This window comes from Streptantibioticus silvisoli (assembly GCF_027947535.2).
Classification (GTDB): Bacteria; Actinomycetota; Actinomycetes; order Streptomycetales; family Streptomycetaceae; genus Streptantibioticus_C; species Streptantibioticus_C silvisoli.
On record NZ_JAAGKO020000081.1, the window covers coordinates 1 to 26,961 of the forward strand.

Sequence of the window (26,961 nt, forward strand, 5' to 3'; positions counted from 1 at the left end):
CTCGAGCTGGGCGGCCAGTGCCAGCAGCGGTCCCTCGGCGCCGTGGCGGGCGCCGAGCATGACGCCGATGGGCAGGCCGGCGGCGGTCCGGCCGAGCGGGAGCGACAGCGAGGGCAGGCCGGCGATGTTCCACGGGCCGGTGAAGGGGGTGAAGGCCACCTGGGCGGCGAAGTCGGCGGCCGGGTCGGCGTCGTCGCGCAGGGCGCCGACCGGGGCGGGCAGCTGGGCCAGGGTCGGGGTGAGGACCGCGTCGAACGGCTCGACGGCCGCGGCGAGCTTGCGGCCCACCGCCTGCATGGCCAGCAGCGCGCGGGCGTACTCCACCCCGCTCGCCGCCCGGCCCTGCTCGCGCAGCCAGCGGGTCAGCGGCATCAGGTCGCGTTCGCGGTCCGGCGGCACCGGGGGCAGCGCGGCCAGCACGGCCCACACCGGCGTGAAGGTGTCGCGGTCGCCGGGCGCCAGCGGCTGGGGGACGTCGACCACGTCGTGCCCGAGCGCCTCCAGCAGCCGGGAGGCGTCCTCGTAGGCGGCCAGCACCGCCGGGTCGACCTCGACGCCGGGGACGTCCGGCCGGGCCCAGCGGCCGATCCGCAGCCGGCGCGGCGCGTGCTCCAGCGCGTCGCACCACGCCAGGAACGGCCGGTCCGGCGGCGCCAGCGGCACCGGATCGCCCGGCACCGGGGCGGCCAGCACGTCGAGCAGCAGCGCCGCGTCCCGCACGGTCCTGGCCAGCGGTCCGGCCACCGCGAGGCCGGCGACGTCGCCGAGCGGCGCCGGGCTGACCCGGCCGCGGCTGGGCTTGACGCCGACCAGGCCGCAGCAGCTCGCCGGGATGCGGATCGAACCGCCGCCGTCCGAGCCCTGCGCCGCCGGGGCGAGTCCGGCGGCCACCGCGGCCGCCGCTCCCCCGCTGGAGCCGCCGGCGCCGCGCGTCAGGTCGTAGGGGGTGCGGGCGGGCGGTCCGAGGCGGCCCTCGGTGTAGGGCGGCAGCCCGAACTCCGGCGTGTTGGTCTTGCCCAGCAGCACGCTGCCCGCCTCGGACAGCGACTGCCCGACGTGCGCCCCGGCGCCGGCGATCCGGTCGGCGAAGACCGCGGACCCGGCGGTGAAGCGCACGCCCGGCACCGGCGTGAGGTCCTTCACCGGCAGCGGGACGCCCAGCAGCAGCGGCAGCCGGTCCGGCGCGGTACCGGCGCGCGAGGCGGCGGACAGGCGTGCGCGGGCCGCGCGCGCCTCGCTCAGCGCCCGGTCGGCGGTCACCGTCAAGAACGCGCCGACGGTGGCGTTGTGGCGCTCGATCCGGCGCAGGTAGTGCTCGGCGAGGTCCACCGGGTCGAGTTCGCCGGCGCGCAGGGCGGCGCGCTGCGCCAGCAGGGTCAGTTGGTGCGGTTGGGCCATGCCCGCGACCCTACGGCGGCCGGCCGGCCCGGAGCCGCAGGTGGCACCGGTCGCGGCCGGCGGACGGGACGGCCGGGGGACGGATCGCGGGACGACCCGGGCGGTCGGCGGGACGGCCCGCACGGCCTGCCGCCACGGTGCGGACCGGGCGGCCGGCGGGCGGTCGGTGACGGTGCCTCAGGTCGCGTACCGCGTGCGGGCCCGCGGGGCGGTGCCGCTGGGCCGGCGGGAGGACCGGGCGTCCGGGGCTTTGCGGCATCAGAGGACAAAATGATCATCCTCGTTGACACGCGGGCCGGGCGGTGATGGGCTCGGTTCCTCCCCGATTCCCCCCACACGTGAGGAGCGGTCAGTTTGCTGTTGCGGCGCAGGAATCCGGCCGCGGTGGCACTCGCCGCCGCGGTGATCGGCGGTGTCCTCGGCGGTACGCCGATCGCGGTGGCCGCCCCGGCCGCGGCGGCGGCGCCGCACGCCGCACCGGAGGCCGACAGCAGCACGGCCGGCCTGCCCGGGGTGTGGCCCAGGCCGCAGTCGATGGCGGCGCACGGCCGGTTCACCCGGTTCGGCGGCACCGTCACCCTGGTCGCCCCGGCCGGCACCGACCCGTACGCGCTGGACGTGGTCCGCGCCGCGCTGCGGTCGGCCGGCGCGCGCGAGGTGCGGGACGCGACGGCGGCGCCGCACGGCTCCGGCGCGGTGGTGTACGCGGGCGGCGCGGCGGCCGGCGGCGCGCTGCGGGCGCTGGGTTCGGCCGAGGGCGGCGGGCTGCCGTCCGGCGGGTACCGGCTGGCGGTCGGCACGGCGGCGGGCCGCGCGACGGTGGCGATGGACGGGGTGGGCCCGGACGGGCTCTTCCACGCGGCGCAGACGCTGCGTCAGCTGGCGCAGACCCGCGACGGCGAGCGGGGCTTCGCCGGGGTGCTGGTGCGCGACTGGCCGGCCACCGGCACCCGCGGCATCACCGAGGGCTTCTACGGCCAGTCCTGGACCACGGACCAGCGGCTCGCGCAGCTGGACTTCATGGGCCGCACCAAGCAGGACTTCTACCTCTACGCGCCGGGCGACGACCCCTACCGGCAGGACAGCTGGCGCGAGCCGTACCCGGCGGCGCAGCGGGCGGACTGGCGGACGCTGGCGAAGGGCGCGCTGCGCAACCACGTGACGCTGGGCTGGGCCGTCTCGCCGGGGCAGTCGATGTGCTACTCCTCCACGTCGGACGTGCGGGCGCTGCTGCGCAAGGCCGACGCGATGTGGGCGCTGGGGGTGCGGGCGTTCCAGTTGCAGTTCGCCGACGTCAGCTACAGCGAGTGGCACTGCTCGGCGGACGCGGCCGCCTTCGGCAGCGGCCCGGCGGCGGCCGCCCGGGCGCAGGCGAGCGTGGCCAACGCGCTGGAGCTGCACCTGGCGGCGCGGTACAACGGGGCTGCGGCGCCGCTGTCGGTGCTGCCGACCGAGTACTACCAGGACGGCACGTCGGCGTACCGCAGCGCGCTGTCGTCGGCGCTGTCGGGCAACGTGGACGTGGCGTGGACCGGGGTGGGCGTGGTGCCCGCCACCATCACCGGGCACCAACTGGCCGCCGCGAAGGCCGCGTTCGGGCATCCGGTGCTGACGATGGACAACTACCCGGTCAACGACTACGCGCAGGACCGGGTCTTCCTGGGGCCGTACGAGGGCCGCGACCCCTCGGTGGCGACCGGGTCGGCCGGGGTGCTGGCCAACGCGATGCGGCAGCCGTCGGCGGCGCGGATACCGCTGTTCACCGCCGCCGACTACGCGTGGAATCCGCACGGGTACTCCGCGACGGCCTCCTGGCGGGCGGCGGTCGACGACCTGGCCGGGCACGACCCCGCCACCCGGGCGGCGCTGGCGGCGTTCGCGGGCAACGACGCCTCCTCGCCGCTGGACCCGTCGGGCGAGTCGGCGTACCTGCGGCCGCTGATCGACGCGTTCTGGGCGGCGTACGACAGCGATCCCGGGGTGCCGGGGGCGAGCGGCGGGCTGCCGGTGGCGGCGGCGCGGCTGCGGTCGGCGTTCGAGACGATGGCGGGCGCGCCGGGCCGGCTGGCGGGGCTGGCGGGCGGCGCGTTCGGCACCGAGGTGCGGCCGTGGCTGGACCAGTTGGGGCGCTACGGCCGGGCGGGCGCGGCGGCGGTGGACATGCTGACGGCGCAGCGGCGCGGCGACGGCGCGGCGGGCTGGAGCGCGCAGTCGGCGGTGCGGCGGGCGGCGCAGGACATCGGCCAGAGCACGGCGACGGTCGGCGGCGGGGTGCTGGGGCCGTTCCTGACCCGGGCGCTGGACGCGGCGGACGCCTGGACCGGGGTGCGCACCGACCGGCCGCTGGCGACGGCGTCGCTGGGGTCGGCGGGGGCGACCGATCCGTCGCTGATGACGGACGGGCAGGACGCGACGTACTGGCTGAGTGACCGGCCGCCGCAGCCGGGCGACTGGTTCGGGGTGGACCTGGGGTCGGTGCGGGCGGTCAGCCGGGTGTCGGTGGCGATGGGCGACGACGACGATTCGCCGGCCTACGGCGACTACCTGGGTGACGCGGTGCTGGAGTACTCCGCCGACGGCGGTACCTGGCACGCGGCGGGCACCTATTCCGATCAGCAGACGATCAGCGCGCGGCTGCCGGCCGGCGCCACCGCGCGGTACGTGCGGCTGCGGGCCACGGCGGCGCAGCAGAACGCGGTCGCGGTGCGGGACTTCACCGTCGGCGGGCCGGGGGCGTTCCAGCCGGTGGTGACCGGTCCGGCCGGCGTGGGCGGCACGGCGCCGGGCACGGTGGCCGACGGGGACCCGACGACGCCGTACCGGCCGGCGGGCACCGGTGCCGGGGCGCTGACCATGGCGTTCGGCCGGCCGCGTCCGCTGGCCGCGCTGACGGTGCTGGCGGATCCGGGCGGCACGGCGGCGGCCGGCGCGGTGTCGGTCGAGGCGCACGTGCCGGGGCAGGGCTGGCGGCGGGTGGGGCGGCTGGACGGCGGTTTCACCGAGCTGGCGCTGCACGGCGCGACGGCCGACGGGGTGCGGCTGTCGTGGGCGGCGGGGGCGGCGCCGCCGGCACTGTACGGGGTCGTGCCGTGGTTCGCCGACGCGGCGCCGGCCCGGCTGAGCCTGCGGCAGCCGTCGGTGGACGCGCAGTCGGGTGGTGCGGCGGCCACCGTGCGGGTGGCGCTGTCGTCGGCGGCGCCGTCCGACACCCACGGCACGCTGACCGCGTCGGCGCCGCACGGGATCGAGGTGGCGGCCTCCGGTCCGCTCGTGCTGCGGCGCGGTACGGACCGGGAGGTGGCGCTGCGGGTGACGGTGGCCGCCGGGACGCCGTCGGGCACCTACCGGGTGCCGGTGGTGTTCACCTGCGGCGGGCGCAGCGTGCGGCAGACGCTGGTGCTGCGGGCCTATCCGCGCACCGCCGGGCCCGACCTGGCGCTGGGGGCCGCGGCGACGTCGTCGGGGGAGGAGACCCCGGCCTTCCCGGCGTCCGCGGCGACCGACGGGCGGGCGGACACCCGCTGGTCCTCACCGGCGGTCGACGGCGCGTGGCTGCGGGTGGACCTGGGGCGCCCGGTGCGGCTGGGCGCGGTGGTGCTGGGCTGGCAGCAGGCGTACGCGGCGGCGTTCCGGGTCGAGGTGTCCGCCGACGGGCGGCACTGGCGTACGGCCGCGTCGGTGACCGACGGCCACGGCGGCACGGAGACCGTCGGCCTGGACGCGCCGGACACCCGTTACGTCCGGATCCAGGGCGTCTCCCGGGCCACCCGGTACGGGTACTCGCTGTGGTCGTTGCGGGCGTACGCGGTGGCGGGGAGTCAATGAGGGTGACGCGGGGCGACGAGGGGTGACGCGGGCTGGCGCCGGGCGGCCGACGCGGGGGCGGGGGCGGCGTGCGGCTGTCCGGTGACCGGGGATCGGGCCGGTCACCGGACGGACGAAAGCCCGGACCTCAGGCTGAGATGCCGTCGATCCGGGCCATGGCGTCCTCCGCTCCGTAGGGCTGGAGGTACGGCATCCACCGGGGGTCTCTGTGCCCGGTTCCGATGATCCGCCAGGCCAGGCCGGAGGGCGGTTCCGGCTCGTGGCGCAGCCGCCAGCCCAGCTCCGCGACGTGGCGGTCGGCCTTGACGTGGTTGCAGCGGCGGCAGGCGGCCACCACGTTCTCCCAGGCGTGCTGTCCGCCGCGGCTGCGCGGAATCACGTGGTCGACGCTGGTTGCGGCGCTTCCGCAGTACGCGCACTTGCCGCCGTCCCGGGCGAACAGCGCCCGGCGGGTCAGCGGGACCGGGCCCCGGAAGGGGACCCGCACGAACTTGGTGAGTTTCACGACGCTGGGCGCCGGCAGGGCGCAGGTCGCGCTGTGCATGAGGGCGCCGGTCTCCTCCAGGCATATCGCCTTGTTATTGAGGACGAGCACCAGCGCGCGGCGGAGCGGTACGACGCCCAACGGCTCGTACGACGCGTTGAGGACCAGGACATGCGGCACGTATGCCTCCCTTAATACGCCGGCGGCGCGTGGCTCGCGCCGGGACGATCTCCCCTCAGTGTCGCCCGGCCCCCGCTCGTGGCGCCACCATCCCCGCGTAACGACCTCGGGGTGTTTTGCCGCACACCTCTTTATATCCGCGCATTGCGGACTATCCGGGATACCTCTGGCGCCGAAACGGCCTGTTGCCCCGTTAGGGTGGTTGACCGGCCGCCGGTGGCGGCCGTGTCCGCGCGTCAGTCCGATGGAAGGTCTCCCCGCTGTGCCCCGGCCATGGTTCATCGCCGCCGATCCCGACTCCGGCGCCGCCACCCTCGACCACGCCCAGCAGACCGCGAACAACGCCACCAGTTGGTTCGCGAACAACTGGGAGGGGTGGCTGACCTCCACCCTGCAGATCGTGCTGATCCTGCTGGGCGCGATGGTGCTGCGGGCCGCGGTCCGCAAGATGATCACCCGGCTGATCGGCCGGATGAACCGCAACGCGGAGGCGAAGACCGGCGCGCTGCACGGCTTCCTGGTCAACGCGGAACGCCGCAGGCAGCGCAGCGAGGCGATCGGTTCGGTGCTGCGCAGCGTCGCGTCGTTCGTCATCCTGGGCACCGCGGTGCTCACCGTGCTGCCGATCCTGCACATCAACCTGGCGCCGCTGCTGGCCAGCGCGGGCGTGGCGGGCGTCGCGGTCGGCTTCGGCGCGCGCAACCTGGTGACCGACTTCCTGTCCGGCGTCTTCATGATCCTGGAGGACCAGTACGGCGTCGGCGACGTGATCGACGCGGGCGTGGCCTCCGGCACGGTGATAGAGGTCGGCCTGCGGGTGACGAAGCTGCGCGGCGACAACGGTGAGATCTGGTACGTCCGCAACGGCGAGGTGCAGCGGATCGGCAACCTCAGCCAGGGCTGGGCGGTGGCCACCATCGACATCCAGGTCGCGTACGGCGAGAACCTCGAACGGGCGAAGGCGGTCATCACCGGCGCCGCCGAGGAGATGGCCAAGGAGGAGCCGTGGGACGAGGCGCTGTGGGAGCCGATCCAGGTGCTGGGCCTTTCGTCGGTCGCCGCCGACCAGGTCGTCATCCAGGCCCAGGCCAAGACCATGCCGGGCAAGGCGTCCGGGGTGGCCCGTGAGCTGCGCTGGCGCATCAAGCAGGCCTTCGACGACGAGCGCATCTCGCTGGTCGGCGGGGTGCCCGAGGCCACGGTGAAGGACGCCGCGGCCGATGCGGCGGCGCCCGGCGACACCCCGCCCCGGCCGGCCTCCCCCACCCCGCCCGAGCCCGCCTCCCCCACCCCGGCCGAAGCGGTCGCCACCGAAGCGGCCGCCCACCCCGGCACCCCGCTCCCGCCTCCCCCGACCCCGGGACACTGACGGCGGGACACTGACGGCGGGGGCACCGACCGCGGGCCCACCGTGCCGTGGCGCGTACCGGGCGGTGGCCGCGCTCTTCCGTCCGGACCGCCGACCGGCGACCATGATCCCCATGACAATCGCGGTACCGGGGGGCGTGCTGGCGATCGACGCCGGCAACAGCAAGACCGACGTGGCGCTGCTGGCCCCGGACGGCACGGTGCTGGGCCGGGCCCGCGGCGGCGGGTTCCAGCCACACCTGACCGGCGCGGAGGCCGCCGTCGCCACCCTGGTACCGCTGGCCCGCGAGGCCGCCGAGGACGCCGGACTGCCGCCCGGGCAGGGGCCGTTGGCGTCCCTGGTGTCGGCGGCGCTGGCCAACGCGGACTTCCCCGCCGAGGAGCGCGCCCTCGCGTCGGCGCTGCGGGCCCGGCGGTTGGCGGCCGACGTGCGGGTGGTCAACGACACCTTCGCGGTGCTGCGGGCCGGCGTCGGCGAGCCGCGCGGCGTCGCGGTGGTGTGCGGGGCGGGCACCAACTGCGTGGGGATGCTGCCGGACGGGCGCACCGCGAGGTTCCCGGCGGTCGGGCGGCTGTCCGGCGACTGGGGCGGCGGCGGGCACCTGGCGGAGGAGGCGCTGTGGTGGGCGGCCCGCGCCGAGGACGGCCGCGGCGAGCCGTCCGCGCTGGCCGCCGAGGTCGCCGGCTACTTCGGCCTGCCGACCGTCCGCGACACCATCGAGGCGCTGCACTTCGCCCCGGCCCGCTGGACCGCGGAACGCCACGGGCTGTCGCCGCTGCTCTTCCGCGTCGCGGCGGCCGGCGACCCGGTGGCCGGCCGGCTGGTGGAGCGCCAGGCGCAGGAGATCGTCGCGATGGCCTGCGTGGCCCTGGCCCGCCTCGGCCTGCTGTCGGTACCCGCGCCGGTCGTGCTGGGCGGCAGCGTCCTGGCGGCCCGTCATCCGCAGCTCGAGGCCGCCGTGCTGTCCGGCCTGGCCGCCCGGGCCCCGCTCGCCCGGCCGGTCCACGTCGCGGCGCCCCCGGTCCTGGGCGCGGCCCTGCTGGGCCTGGACGCCCTGGCCGCCGCACCGGCGGCCCTGGCCCGGGCCGCCGCCCAGTTCACCGCCCCGGCCGGCGCCCCGAAACCGCCGGCCCCGGCGGGGGCGGCGTGACGGGCTGCGGCGTGCCGGGGACGGGGGCGGCTCCTCCGGCTCGGGGCTGCGGCGTGACGGGGGGCGGGGCGGCTCCTCCGGCGCGGGGCTGCGGCGGGACGTACCGGGCGCGGCGGCGTGACGGGGCTCGCGGCGTGACGGGGCCCGCGGTCCACAAGCGCCGGAACGTGGAAAAAGGCGTTTCTTCCGGGCGGGATCACGGCAATAGTTGGCCGGATGTCCGTCCGGGTGGCCATACTGCTCCCGGGACAGGAGCCGTTCCCCCGTTCGCCGGAGGGAAGCTCGACGACGGCGTCCATGGGGGAGGATCTGGGTGACGCTCACGCCGACCGGCGCACCGCCGGCACCGCACACCGGCGCACCGCGGCGCAGCGGGTGGACCGAGGCGGTCGACCGGACGCGTGGGGCGGCGACCACCGAGCCGGGACGGCTGAGGATCATGGGCGCGGTCCTGGTGCTGCTGGTGGTCGCGTTCGGCGCGGTCACCGCCTGGCAGGTCACCGAACGGGCCGACGCGGCGCAGGACGTGGCCACCCGCACCCAGCCGCTGAGCGCGGACGCGGCGAACATCTACCGTTACCTGGCGGACGCCGACACCACCGCCTCGACCGGTTTCCTGTCCGGCGGCCAGGAGCCGGCGAAGGTCGCGCAGCGCTACCAGGACGACATCTCCACCGCGTCCGCGCTGATCGCGCACGCGGCGGCGGACAGTTCGGCCTCCGGGCAGGCGCAGAGCGAGATCACCATCCTCAACCGCGAACTGCCGTTCTACACCGGCCTGGTGGAGAGCGCGCGGGCGGACAACCGGCAGGGGCTGCCGCTGGGCAGTTCCTACCTGCGGTACGCCAACAGCCGGATGAGCGGCGTGCTGCTGCCCGCCGCGCAGCGGCTGTACCAGGTGGAGGAGGCCCGGCTGGGCGCCGACTACGGCGACTCGAAGTCGGTGCCGTGGCTCGCCTGGTCGCTGGGCCTGATCGCGCTGGCCGGGCTCGGCTGGGCGCAGCGCCGCACGTTCCTGCGGACCAACCGGGTCGTCAACCACGGGATGGCCGGCGCGACGGCGGCCACCGTGGTGCTGCTGCTGTGGCTGGTGGTGGGGCACACGGTGGCCCGGGTCGACCTGGAGGACTCCGTCACGCACGGCGCGACCTCGCTGAAGGTCCTCAACCAGGCGCGGTTCGACGGCCTCCAGGCGCGCGGTGACGAGAACCTGGCGCTGGTGGCGCTCGGCGGCGACACCGCGTTCGAGGGCAGGTACCAGGCCCTGATGGCCAAGGTGGCCGGCCCGGCGGACGGCAGGGGCGGCGGCGGACTGCTGGCGTCGGCGCTGTCGTCGGCCGACGACAGCGCGGGCAGCGCCCCGGTGAAGGCGGCGGCCGGTGACGTGGCGCGCTGGCGGGGCATCCACACCCGGGAGAACGCGCGGGCCAACGACGGCGACTACAGCCAGGCGGTCGGCCTGGTCATCGCGCCGTCCGGGTCCACCGACCAGGCGTTCCAGGCGGTCGACGACAACCTGGACCAGGCCATCGGCCACGAGACGGACGAGTTGCAGGGGTCGGTCTCCGGTGCGCGCGACGCGCTGACCGGGCTGCCGCAGGGCGCGGCGCTGCTGTGCCTGCTGGGGGCGGCGGCCGCGGTCGTCGGGATCGGCCGGCGGCTGTCGGAGTACCGGTGAACGGCGTGACGGGCGGGTGCGTACCGCTCCAGCGGACGGCGACGAGCGGGGAGGCGGACACCCGATGACCGCAGACGGCACCACCGGCGGACCCTTCGCCGGCAGCACGGACCGCCCCGCGCCGCAGCCACCGGGGCCGTGGCGGCGCGGGCTGCGCGGCTGGGGCGGGGTGGGCGCGATGGCGGCCGCCTGCGCGCTGGCGCTGGCCGCCACCTTGACGCTGACCTGCGGTTTCGGCGGTCCGACGGCGGTGCCGGGCACCGCCGACCCGGCGGCGCGGGCCCGGCAGGCGTCCACCTCGTCGTGCGACGCGCAGAACATGGCGCAGAGCCTGCCGCCGTCGCAGGCCGCGGGCCCGGCGGTCCGGCGGATCCAGCAGCGGCACGAACTGATCGTCGGCGTCGACCAGTCCAGCTACCTGTGGGGGTACCGCGACTCCACCAGCGGCCAGCTGGAGGGCTTCGACATCGACCTGGTGCAGGCGATAGCGGACAACCTCCTGGGCCCGCACCCGCACATCGTCTACCGGGCCATCCCGACCGCCGACCGGTTCACCGACATCGACAACGGTTCGGTGGACATGGTGGTGCGCACCGTCTCGATCGCGTGCAGCCGGATGTCGGTGGCGGCGTTCTCCACCGCCTACTTCGAGGCCGGCCAGCAGATGGTGGTGGCGCGGGACAACACGACCATCACCGGGTACGACTCCAGCATCCGCGGCAAGCGGGTGTGCGTGGCGGACAACTCCAGCGCCCAGCAGCTGCTGGGGCAGCAGTCCTACGGCGCCCGGCAGGTCACGGTGCAGAACCAGCTGGACTGCCTGGTGCAGCTGCAACTGGGCTACGCCGACGCGGTGTTCACCGACAACGCGCTGGGCGCCGGGCTGGCGGCGCAGGACCCGTCGGTGCACCTGGTGGGCCACGCGGTCAACCCCGAGCCGTACGGCGTGGCGATGAACCCGAAGGACACCGACCTGGTGCGCCGGGTCAACGCGGTGCTCCAGACGTACCGGCAGGGCGGCTGGCAGCGCTCGTACCAGCACTGGCTGGCCAAGGACCTGCCGGGGATCAGCGGTCCGCCGCCGGCGCAGTACAAGAGCTGACCGGCGGACGGCACCGGAACGGCGGGCGGTACGGCGGGGCGGGCAACGGACGGCGGTACGAGGCGGTGGGCGGCGCGAGGAGCGGGAGGGGGACGCCATGGGGGCGGGAGTGACCGGCCCGGTGATGAGCCGGGAGGAGGTGGACCGCGCGCTGGCGCGGCTCGGCGCGGAGTACGAGGCGGTCCAGACCTCGCTGTTCGCCCTCCAGGACCACCCCGGCCGGCGGCTGCTGGAGGGCGCGCAGCTGACCGGCGGCACCGCCGAGCGGTGGGCGGCGGCCGCACCGGCGCTGCCGCTGCTGTGGGCGCGGTTCACGGTCTACGGCGACGCGCTGCGCACCGCCCGCGAGGTCCGCGGCCGGCGGCGCTGGCCCTCGCAGGCGGACCTGGCGACCCTCACCGACCTGGTGCGCGGCTCGGGGATCACCCTGTCCAACGCCGAACTGCCGGACGCCGCACGCCAGTTGGCGGGCCCGGTGGCGCTGAGCGAACGCATCGGCCTGGAGTTGCTGGTCGAGCGGATGAACGGGTGGTACGAGCAGGTCATCGGCGTGGTGACGGCCGCGGACGCGGTCTGGTCGGCGCTGCCGGCCCGGATCGACGCGCTGACCGCCGAGGCGTGCCGGGTGCGGTCGCTGGCGCTGTCGGTGGGCGTGCTGCCGGGCGACCACCCGGCCGGCGACGACCTGGAGCAGCTGCTGGCAGACCTGGCCGCGCTGCGCGCCGAGGTGGTGGCGGACCCGCTGGCGTTCTGGCAGCCGGCCCGCCCGCGCCCCGGCGCCGGCACCGGCGCCGGCCGCCCCGACCTGCGGCGCTACGAACGCGCCGAGCACGACCTGGAGGACATCCGCCGCGAGGTGGAGGCCGTGCTGAACGTGCGCGGGGACGCCGAGCACCGGATGCTGCGGGTGCGCGACATCCTGTCGCGGGCCGACCGCACGCTGACCGGGGCGCGGGCGGCGCGCGGCGAGGTGCTGGCGAAGATCGCCGGGTCCGAGGTCCCGGCGGTCAGCGGCCCCTCCGCCGCGCTGCACGACATGCTCTCGGCGGCCGCCGCCTACCACCAGCAGGGCCGCTGGCACCTGCTGTCGCCGCTCCTGGACGCCCTGGAGGAACGCGCCGACGAGGAGCTGGACCGGGCCCGTGACTCGCTGTCGGCGGTGACCGCGCCGCTGGCGGTGCGGGCCGAGCTGCGCGGCCGGCTGGACGCGTACAAGGCGAAGGCGGCGCGGCTCGCGGTCGTGGAGGACCCGCTGCTGGTGGAACGCTACGACCAGGCCCGGCGTCTGCTGTGGAGTGCGCCGTGCGACCTGCGGGCGGCGGAGGGGGCGGTGGCGCGGTACGTCGGCGCCGTCGCGGAGGTGGTGGCGCCGGGGCCGACCGGCGGGGAAGACCGTGGAGGAGAGACCCGATGAAGTGTGGCCGGCCGGGCTGCGACGGAACGCTGGAGGACATGGGCGGCGGCGCGCTGTACTGCGGCAGCTGCGGTCACGCGCCGGCGCCGGGCGGGTACGGCGGACCGGGGGTGCCCGGGGTGCCGCCGGGGGCGTCCGTTCCGTCGGCGCGCAGTGCGGCCGGGACCGGCGGCCGGATGTCGTCGCGGACCGCCTCCAGCGGCAGCTCGCGCTCCTCGACCTCGCACCGGTCGGTGTCGGGGCGGCTGTCGCGCGCCGAGGCGGCGCTGACCGGTTCGCGGTCGGTGTCGGTGCGCAGCTCCCGCTCCAGCGGCTCGGCCGGCCGGGCCAACCTGGGCGCCGGCCTGGTGACGGTGCCGCCGGTGCCGCGCGCCGACCCGCGCGCGGCGGTGCTGGACAACCCGGAGGTGCCCGAGCGCAAGCGGTGGTGCAGCCGCAGCGAGTGCGGCGCGGCGGTGGGCCGCTCGCGCGGCGACCGCCCCGGGCGCACCGAGGGCTACTGCACCGCGTGCGGCCACCCGTACTCCTTCACCCCGAAGCTGCGGGCCGGCGACATCGTGCACGGCCAGTACGAGGTGGCGGGCTGCCTGGCGCACGGCGGGCTCGGCTGGATCTACCTGGCGGTGGACCGGGCGGTCAGCGACCGCTGGGTGGTGCTCAAGGGCCTGCTGGACACCGGTGACGAGGACGCGTTGCAGGCGGCGCTGTCCGAGCGGCGCTTCCTCGCCGAGATCGAGCACGCCAACATCGTGCGGATCTACAACTTCGTCGAGCACCTCGACCCGCGCACCAGCACCTTCGACGGCTACATCGTCATGGAGTACGTCGGCGGCAAGTCCTTGAAGGACATCGCCAACGACCGGCGCGACGAGCGCGGCCACCGGGTGCCGCTGCCGGTCGAGCAGGCGATCGCGTACGGCATAGAGGCGCTGGAGGCGCTGGGCCACCTGCACAGTCGCGGGCTGCTGTACTGCGACTTCAAGGTCGACAACGCCCTCCAGCAGGACAACAGCCTGAAGCTGATCGACCTCGGCGCGGTGCGCCGGATGGACGACGTGGAGAGCGCGATCTACGGCACGGTCGGCTACCAGGCCCCCGAGGTCGCCGAGATCGGCCCGTCGGTCGCCTCCGACCTGTACACGGTGGCCCGCACGCTGGCGGTGCTGACCTTCGACTTCCAGGGCTACACCAACGTCTTCGCCGACAGCCTGCCCGATCCGCGCAACATCGAGGTCTTCCAGCGGTACGAGTCGTTCTACCGGCTGCTGGTACGGGCCACCGACCCCGACCCGGACCGGCGGTTCTCCTCGGCGCAGGAGATGGCCGACCAGCTGACCGGGGTGCTGCGCGAGGTCGTGTCGTTGCAGTCCGGCCGGCCGCGCCCGGCGCTGTCCACCCTGTTCGGGCCGGAACTGCGGGTGGTCGACACCGAGCTGGTCGCCCCCTTCGCCGGTGACTTCTCCCGGCTCGGCGCGGTGCCGCGCTCCGGCGCGCCGGTGCCGGCGCGGGCCGCGGCGCCGGGCCGGGCGACGGGCACGCTGGCCGGGGTGTCCTCGCCGGTGCCGCCCGGCGTGGTGGCCGAGCTGGACCCGGCGGCCTGCGCGCTGGCGCTGCCGGTGCCGCTGGTGGACCCCGAGGACCCCAACGCCGGTTTCCTGGCCGGCCTGGTGGCGGCCGCCCCGGCGGAGGTGCTGGCGGCGCTCGCCCAGGCCCCGGCGCAGTCGCTGGAGCGCCGGCTGCGCGAACTGCGGGCCCGGCTGGAACTCGGCGACCTGGCGCAGGCCACCATCGCGCTGGTGCAGCTGGCCAACGACCGCGGCGGCGACTGGCGGGTGGTGTGGTACCAGGGCCTGGCGGCGCTGGTGCAACGGGACTTCGCGACCGCGGCCACCGCGTTCGACGCGGTCTACGACGCGTTCCCCGGTGAGACCGCGCCGAAGGTGGCGCTGGCGGTCTGCGCGGAGGTGCTGGGCCAGCTGGACAACGCCGCCGACTACTACGGCCTGGTGTGGGCCACCGACCAGACCTGGGTGAGCGCCGCGTTCGGGCTGGCCCGGGTACGGCTGGCGGCCGGCGACCGGGTCGGCGCGGTGCGCGCGCTGGAGTCGGTCCCGGAGTCCTCCATCCACTTCACGGCGGCGTGCGTGGCGTCGGTGCGCGCCCGGCTGCGCTCCCGTGCGCCGCAGGAGCCGTTGCTGGCCGACCTGGCCGCCGCCGCGGACCGCGCGGAACGGCTGGACCGGCTGGGCATCGACGCCGTACGGCGCGAGACGCTGCGCGCGGAGGTGCTCGGCTGCGCGCTGGACTGGGTGCTGGCCGGCGGCAGCGGCGGCCCGGCGGGCTCCGCGCCGCGTACCGTACTGCTCGGCAGCGCGGTGGAGGAACGTGAACTGCGCTTCGGCCTGGAGCGTTCCTACCGCGTCCTGGCCAGACTCGCCCACCGGGGCGAGGACCGGATCAACCTGGTGGACAGCGCCAACCGCTTCCGCCCCCGGACGTGGGTGTGACCGATGCCGCAACTGACTGTTTGCCCTTCCTGCGCCGAACACCTCGAACCCGAGGACAAGTTCTGCGGCAACTGCGGCGCGCCCCTGGCCGACGCCGACCCCCCGCTCCTCGGCGCCGAGCACCTCACCGGTGCGGACGCTGACGCCGAGCACCTCACCGGTGCCGATGCTGACGCCGGACACCTCACCGGTGCGGACGCTGACGCCGAGCACCTCACCGGTGCCGATGCTGACGCCGGACACCTCACCGGTGCCGATGCTGACGCCGAGCACCTCACCGGTGCGGACCCTGACGCGGGCCACCTCACCGGTGCCGATGCTGACGCCGGACACCTCGCCGGTGCGGACGCCGCCGGGGCCGGCCGTGACGGGGAGAGCGCCTTCGGGGTCATCGGTGACGCGCCGACCGGGAGTTACAGCCTGGCGCCGCCCGCGCCGGGGCATCCCCCGCAGGCCGCGCCGGCTCCGCAGGCCGCGCCGATCCCGGTGACCGTGCCGGTGTCGTCGTCGACGGCGGAGCGTTCGGTGGTGCCGCCGGCGCCGCCGCGGGCCGGGGCGGTCGACCCCCGGCAGGGCATGCTGGCGCAGCCGGAGCCGGAGCCGGCCGGGGACTGCGTCTCGTGCGAGGCCGGCACCGTGGGCGACGACGGCTTCTGCACCCGGTGCGGCCACCGCGCGCCGCGCGAACGCGACCACGTGGAACGGCAGTTGCCGACCGTCGCGGCGGTCAGCGACAAGGGGCTGCGCCATCACCGCAACGAGGACGCCTTCGCGCTCGCCGAGGCGGAACGCCCCGACGGCGGCCGGGCGATCATCGCGGTGGTGTGCGACGGGGTGTCCTCCGCGACCCGGCCGGACGAGGCGTCGGCCGCCGCGTCCCAGGCCGGCGGCGCCCAGCTGGCCAACGACCTGGCCGACGGCGCCGAGCCCCGGCAGGCCATGCACGAGGCACTGCTGACCGCCGCCGCCGCGGTCAGCGCGCTGGCCCCGCCCGAGGCCGCCGGGGACCCGCACTTCAACGCCCCCGCCTGCACCTGCGTCAGCGCGGTGCTCATCGGCGACCTGCTCACCGTCGGGTGGATCGGCGACAGCCGCGCCTACTGGATCCCGGCCGGCGGCACCCAGGAGCCCGCCCGGCTCACCGAGGACGACTCGTGGGCGGCCCGCATGGTCGAGGCCGGACTGATGTCGGAGGCCGACGCGTACGCCGACCCCCGGGCGCACGCCATCACCGGCTGGCTGGGCGCCGACGCGGAGGAACTCGACCCGCACACCGCCTCGTTCCACCTCGACACCCCCGGCGTGGTCCTGGTGTGCACCGACGGGCTGTGGAACTACGCGGAGTCCGCCGCCGAACTGGCCGCCGTGCTGCCGTCCGGCGCCCGCACCGATCCGCTCGGCTGCGCCCGTTCGCTGGTCCAGGTGGCCCTCGACGGCGGCGGGCACGACAACGTGACGGTGGCCGTCCTGCCGTTCCCCGCCGTGGACGGCGGGGCGGAAGGGGCCGGTGAGCGGCGGGCCTGACCCGCGGTGGCACGCGTTGACGGCCGGCCGGCGCCGGCCGTACCGGGGGGAGCGGGACAGCCGGCCACTCCACCCCGTCCTGAAGCCGGCTGACAGGCGTGGAGGAGCCGTCGCAGTGGCCAGTTTCGAAAAGCCGGAGGTCCCCGTCTTCAGCACCGAGGTCTTCCAGAACGAGTACCTGCCCGAAGGCGGCGCCGAGGTCAACGCGATCGTCACCGTGACCGCGACCGGCGGCGGCACCGGCGCGGTGCGCACCGGCGCCCCGGCGGACGCGGCGGTGGTCGTCATGGTGGACTGCTCGGGGTCGATGGACCATCCGCCGGCCAAGATGCGCAACGCCCGCGACGCCACGGCCGCCGCCATCGACACGTTGCGCGACGGCGTGTCGTTCGCGGTGGTGGCCGGCACCCACACCGCGCGGGAGATCTTCCCCGGCGGCGGGCGGCTGGCGGTGGCCGACGCGACCACCCGCGAGCAGGCCAAGTTCGCGCTGCGCAAGCTCACCGCCTCCGGCGGGACCGCCATCGGCAGCTGGCTGGCGCTGGCCGACGCCCTGCTGGCCGGCGCCGGCGCGTCCATCCGGCACGGCATCCTGCTGACCGACGGCCGCAACGAGCACGAGAGCCCGCAGGAGCTGCGCGCGGTGCTCGACGCGTGCGCCGGGCACTTCACCTGCGACTGCCGCGGGGTCGGCACCGACTGGGAGGTCAAGGAGGTCACCCAGGTCGCCTCCGCGCTGCTGGGCACCGCCGACATCGTCGCCGACCCCGGCCATCTCGCCGAGGACTTCCGGCAGATGATGGAGAGCGCCATGGGCAAGGAGGTCGCCGACGTCCAGCTGCGGCTGTGGACGCCGGCCAACAGCCTGATCGCCTTCGTCAAGCAGGTCGCGCCGTCGGTGGCGGACCTCACCGCGCGCCGCGCGGACGTCAACGCGCGCACCGGTGACTACCCGACCGGCTCGTGGGGCGACGAGTCGCGCGACTACCACGTGTGCGTGCGGGTCCAGCCGGCCGGCGTCGGTCAGGAGATGCTGGCGGCACGGGTCTCGCTGGTGCTGCCGTCCGCCGGCGACGAGCCGCCGCGGGTGCTGGGCCAGGGCCTGGTGCGGGCGGTGTGGACCGACGACATGGCCGCCTCGACCCGGATCAGCCCGCAGGTGGCCCACTACACCGGGCAGGCCGAACTCGCCGGGGCCATCCAGCAGGGCCTGGAGGCGCGCAAGGCCGGCGACACCGACCGGGCGACCGCCAAACTGGGCCGCGCGGTGCAGCTGGCCGCCGAGTCCGGCAACGAGGACACCGCGAAACTGCTGGCCAAAGTGGTGGACGTGGTCGACGAGGCGAAGGGTACTGTGCGGCTCAAACGCGGGGTGGCCGACGCCGACGAGATGACCCTGGAGACGCGTTCGACCAAGACCGTACGCGTCAAGAAGCAGGCCTGACGGACGAGGGCCTCGACCCACGCGGCCCAGGCCCGCGTGCACGGGAGGGATGGACCGAATGCCGACGTGTCCCAATGGACACCGGTCGAGCGGCGACGACTGGTGCGACGAGTGCGGCCTGCGCATCCCGCCGCAGGGCGGGCCCCCGGCGTACCCCGGCACGACGGCCGCACCGCAGTCCGGGACGGGGTCCGAGGCGGGGTCCGGCGGTCCGGAGGCGTGCCCGACCTGCGGAACGCCGCGGGAGGCGCGGGCGCTGTTCTGCGAGGAGTGCCGCCACCAGTTCGCCACCCCGGCACCCAGCTTCCCGGTGCCGGCCCCGGCGTACCCGCCGATCACCGACCGCACCCAGTCCGGCCCGTCGCAGATGCAGCGCCCGGCCGAGACGCTGCCGCCGCACGCGGCGCTCAGCCAGGACAGCGGGGACTTCCTGCTGTCGCCGCCGACCCAGCGCCCGTCCTACGTCGAGCAGTCCCCGATGCCGCCGGCCGCGCCGACGCCCACCCAGCCGTCGACCCCGGTGCCGCCGGCGGCCCCGGCACCGGTTCCCGACCGGACCGGGGCGGCGGCGGCCGGTCCGGACGGGCCGACCACCGCCGCGCTCGGCCGGTGGACGGCCGTGGTCTCGGCGGACCGTGAGTACTTCACCGCGATGATGGCCCGCAGCGACGGCGAGGCGTCGGGGCTGTACTTCCCGCAGTACTCGCCGGAGACCCGGATACCGATGACGGAGAACCAGGTCACCATAGGGCGCCGCCGGCACGGCACCGGCGAGTCGCCGGGCATCGACCTGGCCCGGCCACCGGAGGACCCCGGCGTCTCGCACCGGCACGCGGTCCTGGTGCGCCGCTCCGACGGCGGCTGGGCGGTGATCGACCAGGACTCCACCAACGGCACCACGGTCAACGGCGGCGCCGAGACCATCCTGCCGTTCCACCCGATCGAACTGTCCGACGGTGACCGCGTGCACGTCGGCGCCTGGACCACCATCACGCTGCGGATGGAGTGACGCCGGCCCGTCCGGTGCGCAGGGCCCGCGGCCGGTTCCCGGCCACCGGGCGGGCCGGGCGGTGTCCGGCGGACCCGGCGGGCCCGCGGTGCGCCGGCCGCCGCACCCCGGTCCGCCCCGGTCCGCCGGGGTCGGCCGGGGTCGGCCGGGGTCGGCCTAGTTCAGGCAGTTGGTGAACCCGCGGCCCAGGCCCTGCCAGCCGCAGCTGTCGACGCGGGTGGAGCGGCCGTTGCGCAGGACGGCGAGGTCGCCGGGGTTGTGCCAGACGTAACCGGCGGCGTTCCAGTAGAGGTTGGCGCCGCCGTTGCGGCCCCGGCCGGAGTAGAGCCAGACCGACGCGCCGGGCGCCAGCCACTTGTCGGGAAAGACGTAACGGTGGCCCGAGTAGGTCTCGGTCAGCGACCAGGACCGCAGGTCGACCGGGTAGGTGTGGCCGTTGGTCAGTTTGACGTACTCGCCGTTGAGGCCCTTGCCGGACGACTCGTAACGGATTTGGGAGAAGCGCACGTTGCCGTTGTCGTGAAGGCTCGTGGGTTCTGCGGCCACCGGACCGGCGGCCGCGGCGGCGAGGGCGAGGGCGGCGATACCGGCGCTGATGGTGCGAAGCGCGCGCTAGGAGGGTATCTCATGCTAAACGCCCGGAAAGGGTGCCGCCCATTGCGCCATCCGGGTGACCGGCCGGATCGAAACCCGGTCAGCGGCGACCGGACAGCTCCCAGCGGCCGGGACCGTCCGGCGTGTCCAGCCAGGCCCACTGGCGGGCACCGTCCACGCTGAGGCCGAACCGCTCACGGTCCGGGTGGCCCGCCGCCCGCCAGGCGCCGTACTCCCGCTCGACGACGGCCCACAGGTCGCGCTCCCCGGTCAGCCGCACCCCACCGTCCGGGCCGGCGACCGCCGTCGAACCGTCCGGCGCCGTCAGCACCGCGGTCCGCACGCCGAACCCCCGGTCGACCGTCAACTCCCCCGCCACCAGGGTCAGGACGAACCGGAAGACGTCGTCGTCCAGCACCCGGGACGGAATCCGGCTGTCGCGGGTCCGCCGCCCCGCACCGGCCGCCCGCCCGGCCCGCGCGACCGGCTCCCCCGGTGTCCGCAACGCCACGAAGTACGCCGGGGTGCTCAGGAACCGCCCCTGCGCCCGCCCGGGCCCGGTCACCCGCAGCGCGATCAGCCCGCCCGCCAGCGGCGCCAGCAGCAACCCGCCCGGCGCGCACTGCCGCAGCAACTCCTCGGGGACCCGGGACAGTTCGCAGGTGACGACGACGCGGTCGTACGGTGCCCGGCCGAGGTCGCCGCGCGCCCCGTCGCCGGTCACCACCGCGATCCCGGCCGGCCCGGTGGGCACGCCGGCCGCGGCCAGGTGCTCACGGGCGGCCGCGGTGACGTCGGCGTCGAGGTCGACCGACGTGACGGCGTCCGGGGTCAGCCGGTGCGCCAGCAGGGCGGCGTTCCACCCGGTGCCGGCGCCGACCTCCAGCACCCGGTCGCCGTCGCGGACACCGAGGGCGTCCAGCATCGCCGCCATCAGCGACGGCTGGCTGCTGGAGGACGTCATGACCCCGTCACGCACCCGGGTGGCCAGCGGCGCGTCCTCGTAGACCCCGGACAGCCACCGCGCGGCCCGGCGCGGATCGCGGTCGGCGCCGCTGAGCCGGTCCCAGCCGCCGCCGGGGACGGGACGGTGGAAGGCGGGCACGAACAGATGCCGCGGCACCTGCTCGAACGCGGCCCGCCAGCGGTCGTCGGCCAGGTGCCCGGCGTCCGTCAGCCGCCGCACCAGTCGCGCCCGCGGCGCCCGCGCGGCGTCGGCCCAGCGGTCGGCGTCCATCCCTCCACTGTAGGGACCGCGGGGGCGGGGGGCGTGGTGGGCGGAGGCGTGGTGGGAGCGGTGGGGGCGGGGCGTGGTGGCGGGCGCGGTCCGGGGCGCGGCGGTGGCGTGGTGACCCGGGGCGGGGGCGGGCGTGACGGCGGCGGGGCGGCGGTGCCCAGCGGGACGGCGGTGACGGGCATGACCGCGGGCGGGGTGGCGGGCGCGGCGGTGGCGTTGCTGCTCGTGGGGCGCGGTCCCGGCGCGAGCTCGACGGTGACGGCGGGTGTGACGCGGGGCTGTTGCGGGGAGCGGCCCCGGCGCCGGGGCCGTTCTGCGACCATGGAGGCGTGAACGAGATCCCGCGCGGCACCATCGAGCAGCAGACGTTCTTCGAGGCGGTCGGCGGCGAGGCGACCTTCCGGCGTCTGGTGCACCACTTCTACCTGGGCGTCGAGAGCGACCCGCTGCTGCGGCCGATGTATCCCGAGGGGGATCTCGGGCCGGCCGAGGAGCGGCTGGCGCTGTTCCTCATGCAGTACTGGGGCGGTCCGCGCACGTACAGCGAGAACCGCGGCCACCCCCGGCTGCGCATGCGCCACACGCCGTTCCAGGTCGACCGGGCCGCGCACGACGCCTGGCTGACCCACATGCGGGCGGCCGTCGACGAACTGGACCTGTCCCCCGTGCACGAACGGCAACTGTGGGACTACCTGGTGTACGCCGCGGCCAGCATGGTCAACACCGCGGAGTGACCGCCCGCCCGGCCCCAGCGGGCTGACGGGCGGATGATCACACCGGGCGGACGCTGAGCTTCGGCACGGCGCGGCGGACCGCCACCGAACCGTACGGCGTACGCAGCCGCAGCCACGGACCACGTGCCAGCAGCGCGGTCCCGGCGTCCCCGGCGGCCGCGTCGAGCGGTGCCACCGCACCGGCGCCGACCGCGGCCCGGACCGGCCGCAGGAAACCGAGCGCGTGCGCGGCGTGCACCGCCCGCAACGGCAGCGCCGTGCCGGGCAGCGACCGCGACCAGATCTCCTCCGCCAGCGCGTCGAGCCGGGCCCGGGTGCGCTGGTCGGCGGGCAGCGCCTCGGTGCGGGAACGGAACTCGGCGACCACCTCGGCCGCCGTCGCCCGCAGCAGCGCCGCCGCGGGCTCGGCGGTGCGCTCCCAGCCGTCGCGCGGCGGCAGCACCCCGGCCCAGGACGGCCCGGTCACCCCCGGCGGCACGACCGCCCGGCCGGCCGCCTCGTCGATCCCGTCGAGCAGCTGCCCGGCGGAGACGGTCACGTCCGCCACCGGCTCGTCGCCGGCCAGCTCGACGGTCCGCACCGCCAGCACGTCGCCGAACGGCGGACGCCCGAAGACCCCCACCGCGGCGCCACCGGGCACCGGCACGCCCTGGAGCCGTACGACGGCCGCCTTGTCCCAGCGCACCAGCCGGCCCAGGAAGGCGGCGAGGTCCGCCACCTGCCCGGCACCGGCCGGCCGGAGCACCGTCATACCGCCACGGCCCCCTCGGCCACCGCCGCGCCACCCGACCGCGTCACGTCGCCCGGCCGCGTCACGTCGCCCGGGGACGGCTCTTCGGTCGTCGCCACCGGTTCGTCGACCGCCACCGGTTCGTCGCGGTACCGGTCGAGGAAGAGGCGTTCCTGCGCGGTCAGCCGACGCGGACTGCCCGCCGCCAGGTTGTACGGCACGATGATCGTCTTGGCCCGGGCGTAGATCCGCTCGGCGTCCTTCACCTCGTACGACAACGTGATCGAGGCGGCGGCCACCTTCGTCACCCAGGTCTCGATGACGACCGGCTCGAAGCCGTGCGCCATCGGACACAGGTAGTCGATCTCGTGACGCGCCACCACGCAGCCGCCCCCGAAGCTGGTGCCGCCGGCCTGCTCGCCGAGCCGGAACATCAGGTCGACGCGCGCCTCTTCGAGGTAGCGCAGGTAGACGACGTTGTTGACGTGCCCGTAGGCGTCCATGTCGCCCCACCGCAGCGGGCAGCTGAAGATGTGCCGAGCCATGAGATCAGCCCCGGGTGAGCTTCTTGTAGGTGGCACGGTGCGGGCGGGACGCCTCCGAGCCGAGCCGCTCGACCTTGTTCTTCTCGTACGACTCGAAGTTGCCCTCGAACCAGAACCACTTGGACTCGCCCTCGTACGCCAGGATGTGGGTGGCGACGCGGTCGAGGAACCAGCGGTCGTGGGAGACGACCACCGCGGCACCGGGGAACTCCAGCAGCGCGTTCTCCAGCGAGGACAGGGTCTCGACGTCGAGGTCGTTGGTCGGTTCGTCGAGGAGCAGCAGGTTGCCGCCCTGCTTGAGGGTGAGCGCCAGGTTCAGCCGGTTGCGCTCACCGCCGGAGAGCACCCCGGCCGGCTTCTGCTGGTCAGGGCCCTTGAAGCCGAACGCCGAGACGTAGGCGCGCGACGGCATCTCGACCTGGCCGACGTTGATGTAGTCCAGCTCGTCCGAGACGACCGCCCACAGCGTCTTCTTGGGGTCGATGTTCTGCCGGCCCTGGTCGACGTAGGAGATCTTGACCGTGTCGCCGACCTTGATCTCGCCGCTGTCGGCGGTCTCCAGGCCCTGGATCATCTTGAACAGCGTGGTCTTGCCGGCGCCGTTCGGGCCGATGACGCCGACGATGCCGTTGCGCGGCAGGGTGAACGACAGGTCGTCGATCAGCACCTTGTCGCCGAACGCCTTCGACAGGTGGTTGACCTCGACCACCACGCTGCCCAGCCGCGGGCCCGGCGGGATCTGGATCTCCTCGAAGTCCAGCTTCCGCATCTTGTCCGCCTCGGCGGCCATCTCCTCGTAACGCGCCAGCCGGGCCTTGGACTTGGCCTGCCGCCCCTTGGCGTTGGAGCGCACCCACTCCAGCTCTTCCTTCAGGCGCTTCTGCCGCTTGGCGTCCTTGGCCCCCTCGACCTTCAGCCGGGACGCCTTGTTCTCCAGGTACGTGGAGTAGTTGCCCTCGTACGGCAGCGCCCGGCCGCGGTCCAGCTCCAGGATCCACTGGGCGACGTTGTCCAGGAAGTACCGGTCGTGGGTGACGGCGACGACGGTGCCGGGGTACTTCGCCAGGTGCTGCTCCAGCCACTGCACGGACTCGGCGTCCAGGTGGTTGGTGGGCTCGTCGAGCAGCAGCAGGTCGGGCGCCTCCAGCAGCAGCTTGCACAGCGCCACCCGGCGCTTCTCGCCACCGGACAGGTTGGTCACCGCCCAGTCACCGGGCGGGCAGCCCAGCGCGTCCATCGCCTGCTCCAGCTGGGCGTCCAGGTCCCAGCCGTTGACGTGGTCCAGCGCCTCCTGGAGCTGGCCCATCTCCTCCAGCAGCGCGTCGGAGTAGTCGGTGGCCATCTGCTCGGCGATCTCGTTGAACCGCTTGAGCTTGCCCATCGTGTCCGCCGCGCCGTCCTGCACGTTCTCCAGCACGGTCTTGGAGTCGTCCAGCGGCGGCTCCTGCAACAGCATGCCGACCGAGAACCCCGGCGCCAGGAACGCGTCGCCGTTCGACGGCTGCTCCAGCCCCGCCATGATCTTCAGCACGGTCGACTTACCCGCGCCGTTCGGTCCCACCACACCGATCTTCGCCCCGGGCAGGAAGCTCAACGTGACGTCATCGAGGATCACCTTGTCGCCGTGGGCCTTGCGGGCCTTGCGCATGGTGTAGATGTACTCAGCCAAGAGAAACCGTCCGGAGCAGGTCTGGGGGATAGGCAGATACGTCCATCTTGCCGTACTGCCCGCGTCCCACGGAAACCAGAGCCCTCCGGGGGAGGGTTTTCGGCACTGCGGGGGGTGCGGAGCGGGGGGTGGGGGTGCGGCCGGTCGACGGGGGTGCGGCCGGTCGGCGGTGCGGGGCGGGCGGCGGAGGGTGCGGCCGGTCGACGGTGCGGGGGCTGACGGTGCGGCCGGTCGGCGGTGCGGGTGGGCTGCGGTGAGGTGGGGGCGGCGGCGCGGCCGGTCGGCGGAGGGTGCGGCCGGTCGACGGTGCGGGGTGGGCTGCGGTGAGGTGGGGCTGGCGGTGCGGCCGGTCCGCGGACGGTGCCGGGGCTGACGGTGCGCAGGGGCGGCGGACGGCGTGGGGGCTCGCGGTGCGGCCGCATGGGGGGACGTTGGCATGGGCGAGTCATGGCTTACGAACGCGGCCGGCCCCGGCACACCTCACGGTGTGCCGGGGCCAGCCTAGGTTCAGCTCGGTCCGCCGGAGCGGCGCCGGTTTCAGCCGACGGAGCCCGCCTTGCGCTTGCGGAGGAAGAACACCGTGCCGCCGCCGACGACGACCAGCAGAACGGCGACGCCCGCGATCACCGGGGTGGCGCTGCTGCTACCGGTCTCGGCGAGGTTCGTGCCGCCCGAGGCCGCGCTGGGGGCCGGAGCCGCGCTGGCGCTGGTGGTCGGGGAGGCCACGGCGCCGCCGCTGCCGGTCACCTTGCAGTTCAGCAGACCGGTGAAGGTCTTCGAGAACCCGTTGGAACCGGTCACCGCGATCGAGTACGTCTTACCCTCGGTCTCCGGCACCAGCACCGTCTGCGACTTGCCCGGCGCGACGGTGTACTGCTTGCCGCCCACCGTGTAGGTGAACGGCTGGTCACCGGCGTTGGTCGACGTCAGGTCGACGCCGCTCTTGGCACAGTCGACCGAGGCCGCGACCGCCGGGATCGGCCCCTGCATCGCCCAGGTGGCGGTCGCCGCAGAGCTGACGGTGGACGCGCTGGAGCCCGCCAGGATCAGCGTCTGCGCCTCAGCCCCGCGCAACGTGCCGTTGAAGGCACGCCCGACCGGAACCGTGGTGGTCGACTGCACCTGGACGGTCGTCGAGCCCGCGGCCGTGCCGGCCGGAACGTCGACGTACAGCTGCTCACCGTCGGTCGCCGTGGTCACCGGCTTCCCGCTGGAGTCGACCAGCTTCACACCGGCCGGGGCCGTGCTCGACAGGCTCACCTGCGCGCTCGAGCCGTTGGTGTGCACCGTGACCGGGCCGAGCTTCGAGCCGGACTTGCCCGACACCACGGCGGGCGCCACCGTCAGCGACGGACCCGGCTCGCTCGCGTTCTGCTGCGCGGCGGCGGCTATGAGGTACTTCGCCAGCTTCTCGGCGTTCGCGTTGTCGGCCGTGACGTTGACGTGGTCGGAGTAGGTCCAGATCGCGACCTGGGTACCGGCCTCGGCGTCAAGCTGGCTGAGGCCCTTGACCCCGGCCTCGTTGCCGAGCTGGGTCAGGTCGTCGACCTTCGGGTACGCGTTCTGCAGGACCCACTCGACCTTGCCGGCGTCGGGGTTGGCCGCGAGCACCGACTGGTTCCAGGCGGTCTCCTGGTAGGCGGCGCCCGTGTCGGTCTCACGGTTGATGTCGATGCAGTACGCGCTCAGCTTGCCGCCGTCCTTGACGGACAGGTCGAGCAGAACGGCAGGGACCTGCTTGGAGCCGTTGCCGTCGTGGATCGTGGCGGTCTCATAGTGACCGAGGGCCCCGAGCGTGGCCAGCGGTCCACCGGCTGCCGGCGCGGCGCCGCCGTCGGCCACAGCCGATCCGGCACCAGCCACCGTGCCCATGGCGAGCAGACCGGACGCCAGTGCGGCGGCAGCAAGACGAGCGGTACGCCGTCTACCAACAGTCAACATGGATTTCCCCTCTGGGCGAGCAGGATGACCTGGGTGTCCCGCCTGCCTGGTCCGAATCCCCCGTGCTTAAGCCACAGATCCTAGAAAGCGGCGCCACCGGCGAGGCCGGTAATCTCATCACACCCGTCTTTCGAATCTGAATCGTTATCAGGATCATGCATGAACACGGGAATTATCGATAAATCGTTTCCACGACTTCCCACCGCCCGAGCCGCCGCCCACCTCGTGGACCGCTGTACCCCCTTTCCTCCGGATGACTTGTGGCGTTTCGGCCTCCTTCCTTTCGTTTCAAGGCGTCGTTTCGCGGGGTGTTGAGACTTGCCGGGTAATCACCTCCGGGCAGGGGGTTGCACGAGCGGGGGTTGAGGAGTTGAGGGGCCGGGCGGGTTGAGGGGCCGGGCGGGTTGAGGGGTTGAGGGGTCCGGGG

The 26,961-nt window shown here is 75.1% G+C and carries 19 protein-coding genes; 11 read left to right on the forward strand and 8 right to left on the reverse strand.

Translation table 11 applies throughout. The features are described 5' to 3' along the window. On the reverse strand, positions 1-1,398 hold a 1,398-nt coding region (locus tag POF43_RS31890), incomplete at its 3' end, for an amidase (RefSeq protein ID WP_282704898.1). 384 nt (positions 1,399-1,782) lie between these two features. On the opposite strand from POF43_RS31890, the gene POF43_RS31895 reads away from it, so the two are divergent. Further along, a complete protein-coding gene (locus POF43_RS31895; RefSeq protein ID WP_271324564.1) occupies positions 1,783-5,223 on the forward strand; it encodes a beta-N-acetylglucosaminidase domain-containing protein in 3,441 nt (1,146 codons plus the stop codon). Positions 5,224-5,350: 127 nt separating this feature from the next. Here the strand turns inward: POF43_RS31895 and POF43_RS31900 are convergent, their stop codons facing one another. Continuing rightward, entirely contained in the window at positions 5,351-5,887 is a 537-nt protein-coding gene (locus POF43_RS31900) for an HNH endonuclease (RefSeq protein WP_271316482.1), read from the reverse strand. 244 nt (positions 5,888-6,131) lie between these two features. Between POF43_RS31900 and POF43_RS31905 the strand changes: the two genes are divergently transcribed. The 9 genes from POF43_RS31905 to POF43_RS31945 all read left to right on the forward strand — a co-directional run bounded on the left by POF43_RS31905 (position 6,132) and on the right by POF43_RS31945 (position 19,084). Continuing rightward, entirely contained in the window at positions 6,132-7,256 is a 1,125-nt protein-coding gene (locus tag POF43_RS31905; protein ID WP_372516174.1) for a mechanosensitive ion channel family protein, read from the forward strand. A 118-nt stretch (positions 7,257-7,374) separates the two neighbouring features. After that, positions 7,375-8,406 (forward strand): N-acetylglucosamine kinase, encoded by a 1,032-nt coding sequence (locus POF43_RS31910; protein ID WP_372516175.1) that lies wholly within the window; start codon positions 7,375-7,377, stop codon positions 8,404-8,406. Between the two features lie 313 nt (positions 8,407-8,719). Then, a complete protein-coding gene (locus POF43_RS31915) occupies positions 8,720-10,084 on the forward strand; it encodes a GlnX family signal transduction membrane protein (protein ID WP_271325582.1) in 1,365 nt (454 codons plus the stop codon). A 64-nt stretch (positions 10,085-10,148) separates the two neighbouring features. Beyond that, positions 10,149-11,186 carry a glutamate ABC transporter substrate-binding protein gene (locus tag POF43_RS31920; protein ID WP_271325581.1) on the forward strand — a complete coding sequence of 346 codons (1,038 nt, stop codon included), beginning with the start codon at positions 10,149-10,151 and terminating at the stop codon, positions 11,184-11,186. A 97-nt stretch (positions 11,187-11,283) separates the two neighbouring features. After that, positions 11,284-12,600 carry a hypothetical protein gene (locus tag POF43_RS31925; RefSeq protein ID WP_282704900.1) on the forward strand — a complete coding sequence of 439 codons (1,317 nt, stop codon included), beginning with the start codon at positions 11,284-11,286 and terminating at the stop codon, positions 12,598-12,600. Further along, positions 12,597-15,107: a serine/threonine-protein kinase gene (locus POF43_RS31930; protein WP_271324005.1), complete on the forward strand. Its 2,511-nt coding sequence runs from the start codon at positions 12,597-12,599 to the stop codon at positions 15,105-15,107. The genes POF43_RS31925 and POF43_RS31930 overlap by 4 nt, the downstream gene beginning before the upstream one ends. Before the next feature lie 3 nt (positions 15,108-15,110). After that, positions 15,111-16,631, forward strand: a complete 1,521-nt coding sequence (locus tag POF43_RS31935) for a PP2C family protein-serine/threonine phosphatase (protein ID WP_271324006.1) — start codon at positions 15,111-15,113, stop codon at positions 16,629-16,631. Between the two features lie 115 nt (positions 16,632-16,746). Beyond that, positions 16,747-18,075 carry a vWA domain-containing protein gene (locus POF43_RS31940; RefSeq protein WP_271324007.1) on the forward strand — a complete coding sequence of 443 codons (1,329 nt, stop codon included), beginning with the start codon at positions 16,747-16,749 and terminating at the stop codon, positions 18,073-18,075. A gap of 58 nt (positions 18,076-18,133) precedes the next feature. After that, positions 18,134-19,084: an FHA domain-containing protein gene (locus POF43_RS31945; protein WP_271324008.1), complete on the forward strand. Its 951-nt coding sequence runs from the start codon at positions 18,134-18,136 to the stop codon at positions 19,082-19,084. Between the two features lie 156 nt (positions 19,085-19,240). Here the strand turns inward: POF43_RS31945 and POF43_RS31950 are convergent, their stop codons facing one another. Further along, positions 19,241-19,591 carry a lamin tail domain-containing protein gene (locus POF43_RS31950; RefSeq protein WP_271324009.1) on the reverse strand — a complete coding sequence of 117 codons (351 nt, stop codon included), beginning with the start codon at positions 19,589-19,591 and terminating at the stop codon, positions 19,241-19,243. A gap of 187 nt (positions 19,592-19,778) precedes the next feature. Continuing rightward, positions 19,779-20,915: a methyltransferase domain-containing protein gene (locus POF43_RS31955; RefSeq protein WP_271324010.1), complete on the reverse strand. Its 1,137-nt coding sequence runs from the start codon at positions 20,913-20,915 to the stop codon at positions 19,779-19,781. Between the two features lie 329 nt (positions 20,916-21,244). Here POF43_RS31955 and POF43_RS31960 point away from each other — a divergent pair, with 329 nt between their 5' ends. Continuing rightward, entirely contained in the window at positions 21,245-21,649 is a 405-nt protein-coding gene (locus POF43_RS31960; RefSeq protein ID WP_271317926.1) for a globin, read from the forward strand. Positions 21,650-21,686: 37 nt separating this feature from the next. Here the strand turns inward: POF43_RS31960 and POF43_RS31965 are convergent, their stop codons facing one another. The 4 genes from POF43_RS31965 to POF43_RS31980 form a co-directional block, all read right to left on the reverse strand. Beyond that, positions 21,687-22,400, reverse strand: a complete 714-nt coding sequence (locus tag POF43_RS31965; RefSeq protein ID WP_271325391.1) for a DUF8010 domain-containing protein — start codon at positions 22,398-22,400, stop codon at positions 21,687-21,689. Further along, positions 22,397-22,924 carry an acyl-CoA thioesterase gene (locus POF43_RS31970; RefSeq protein WP_271317924.1) on the reverse strand — a complete coding sequence of 176 codons (528 nt, stop codon included), beginning with the start codon at positions 22,922-22,924 and terminating at the stop codon, positions 22,397-22,399. Before POF43_RS31970 ends, POF43_RS31965 begins: the two co-directional genes overlap by 4 nt. A gap of 4 nt (positions 22,925-22,928) precedes the next feature. Then, positions 22,929-24,593 carry an energy-dependent translational throttle protein EttA gene (gene ettA, locus POF43_RS31975; protein ID WP_271325390.1) on the reverse strand — a complete coding sequence of 555 codons (1,665 nt, stop codon included), beginning with the start codon at positions 24,591-24,593 and terminating at the stop codon, positions 22,929-22,931. 537 nt (positions 24,594-25,130) lie between these two features. Further along, on the reverse strand, positions 25,131-26,534 hold the full coding sequence (locus POF43_RS31980; RefSeq protein WP_271325828.1) for an LAETG motif-containing sortase-dependent surface protein: 1,404 nt from the start codon (positions 26,532-26,534) through the stop codon (positions 25,131-25,133). Between the last annotated feature and the right edge of the window lie 427 nt (positions 26,535-26,961).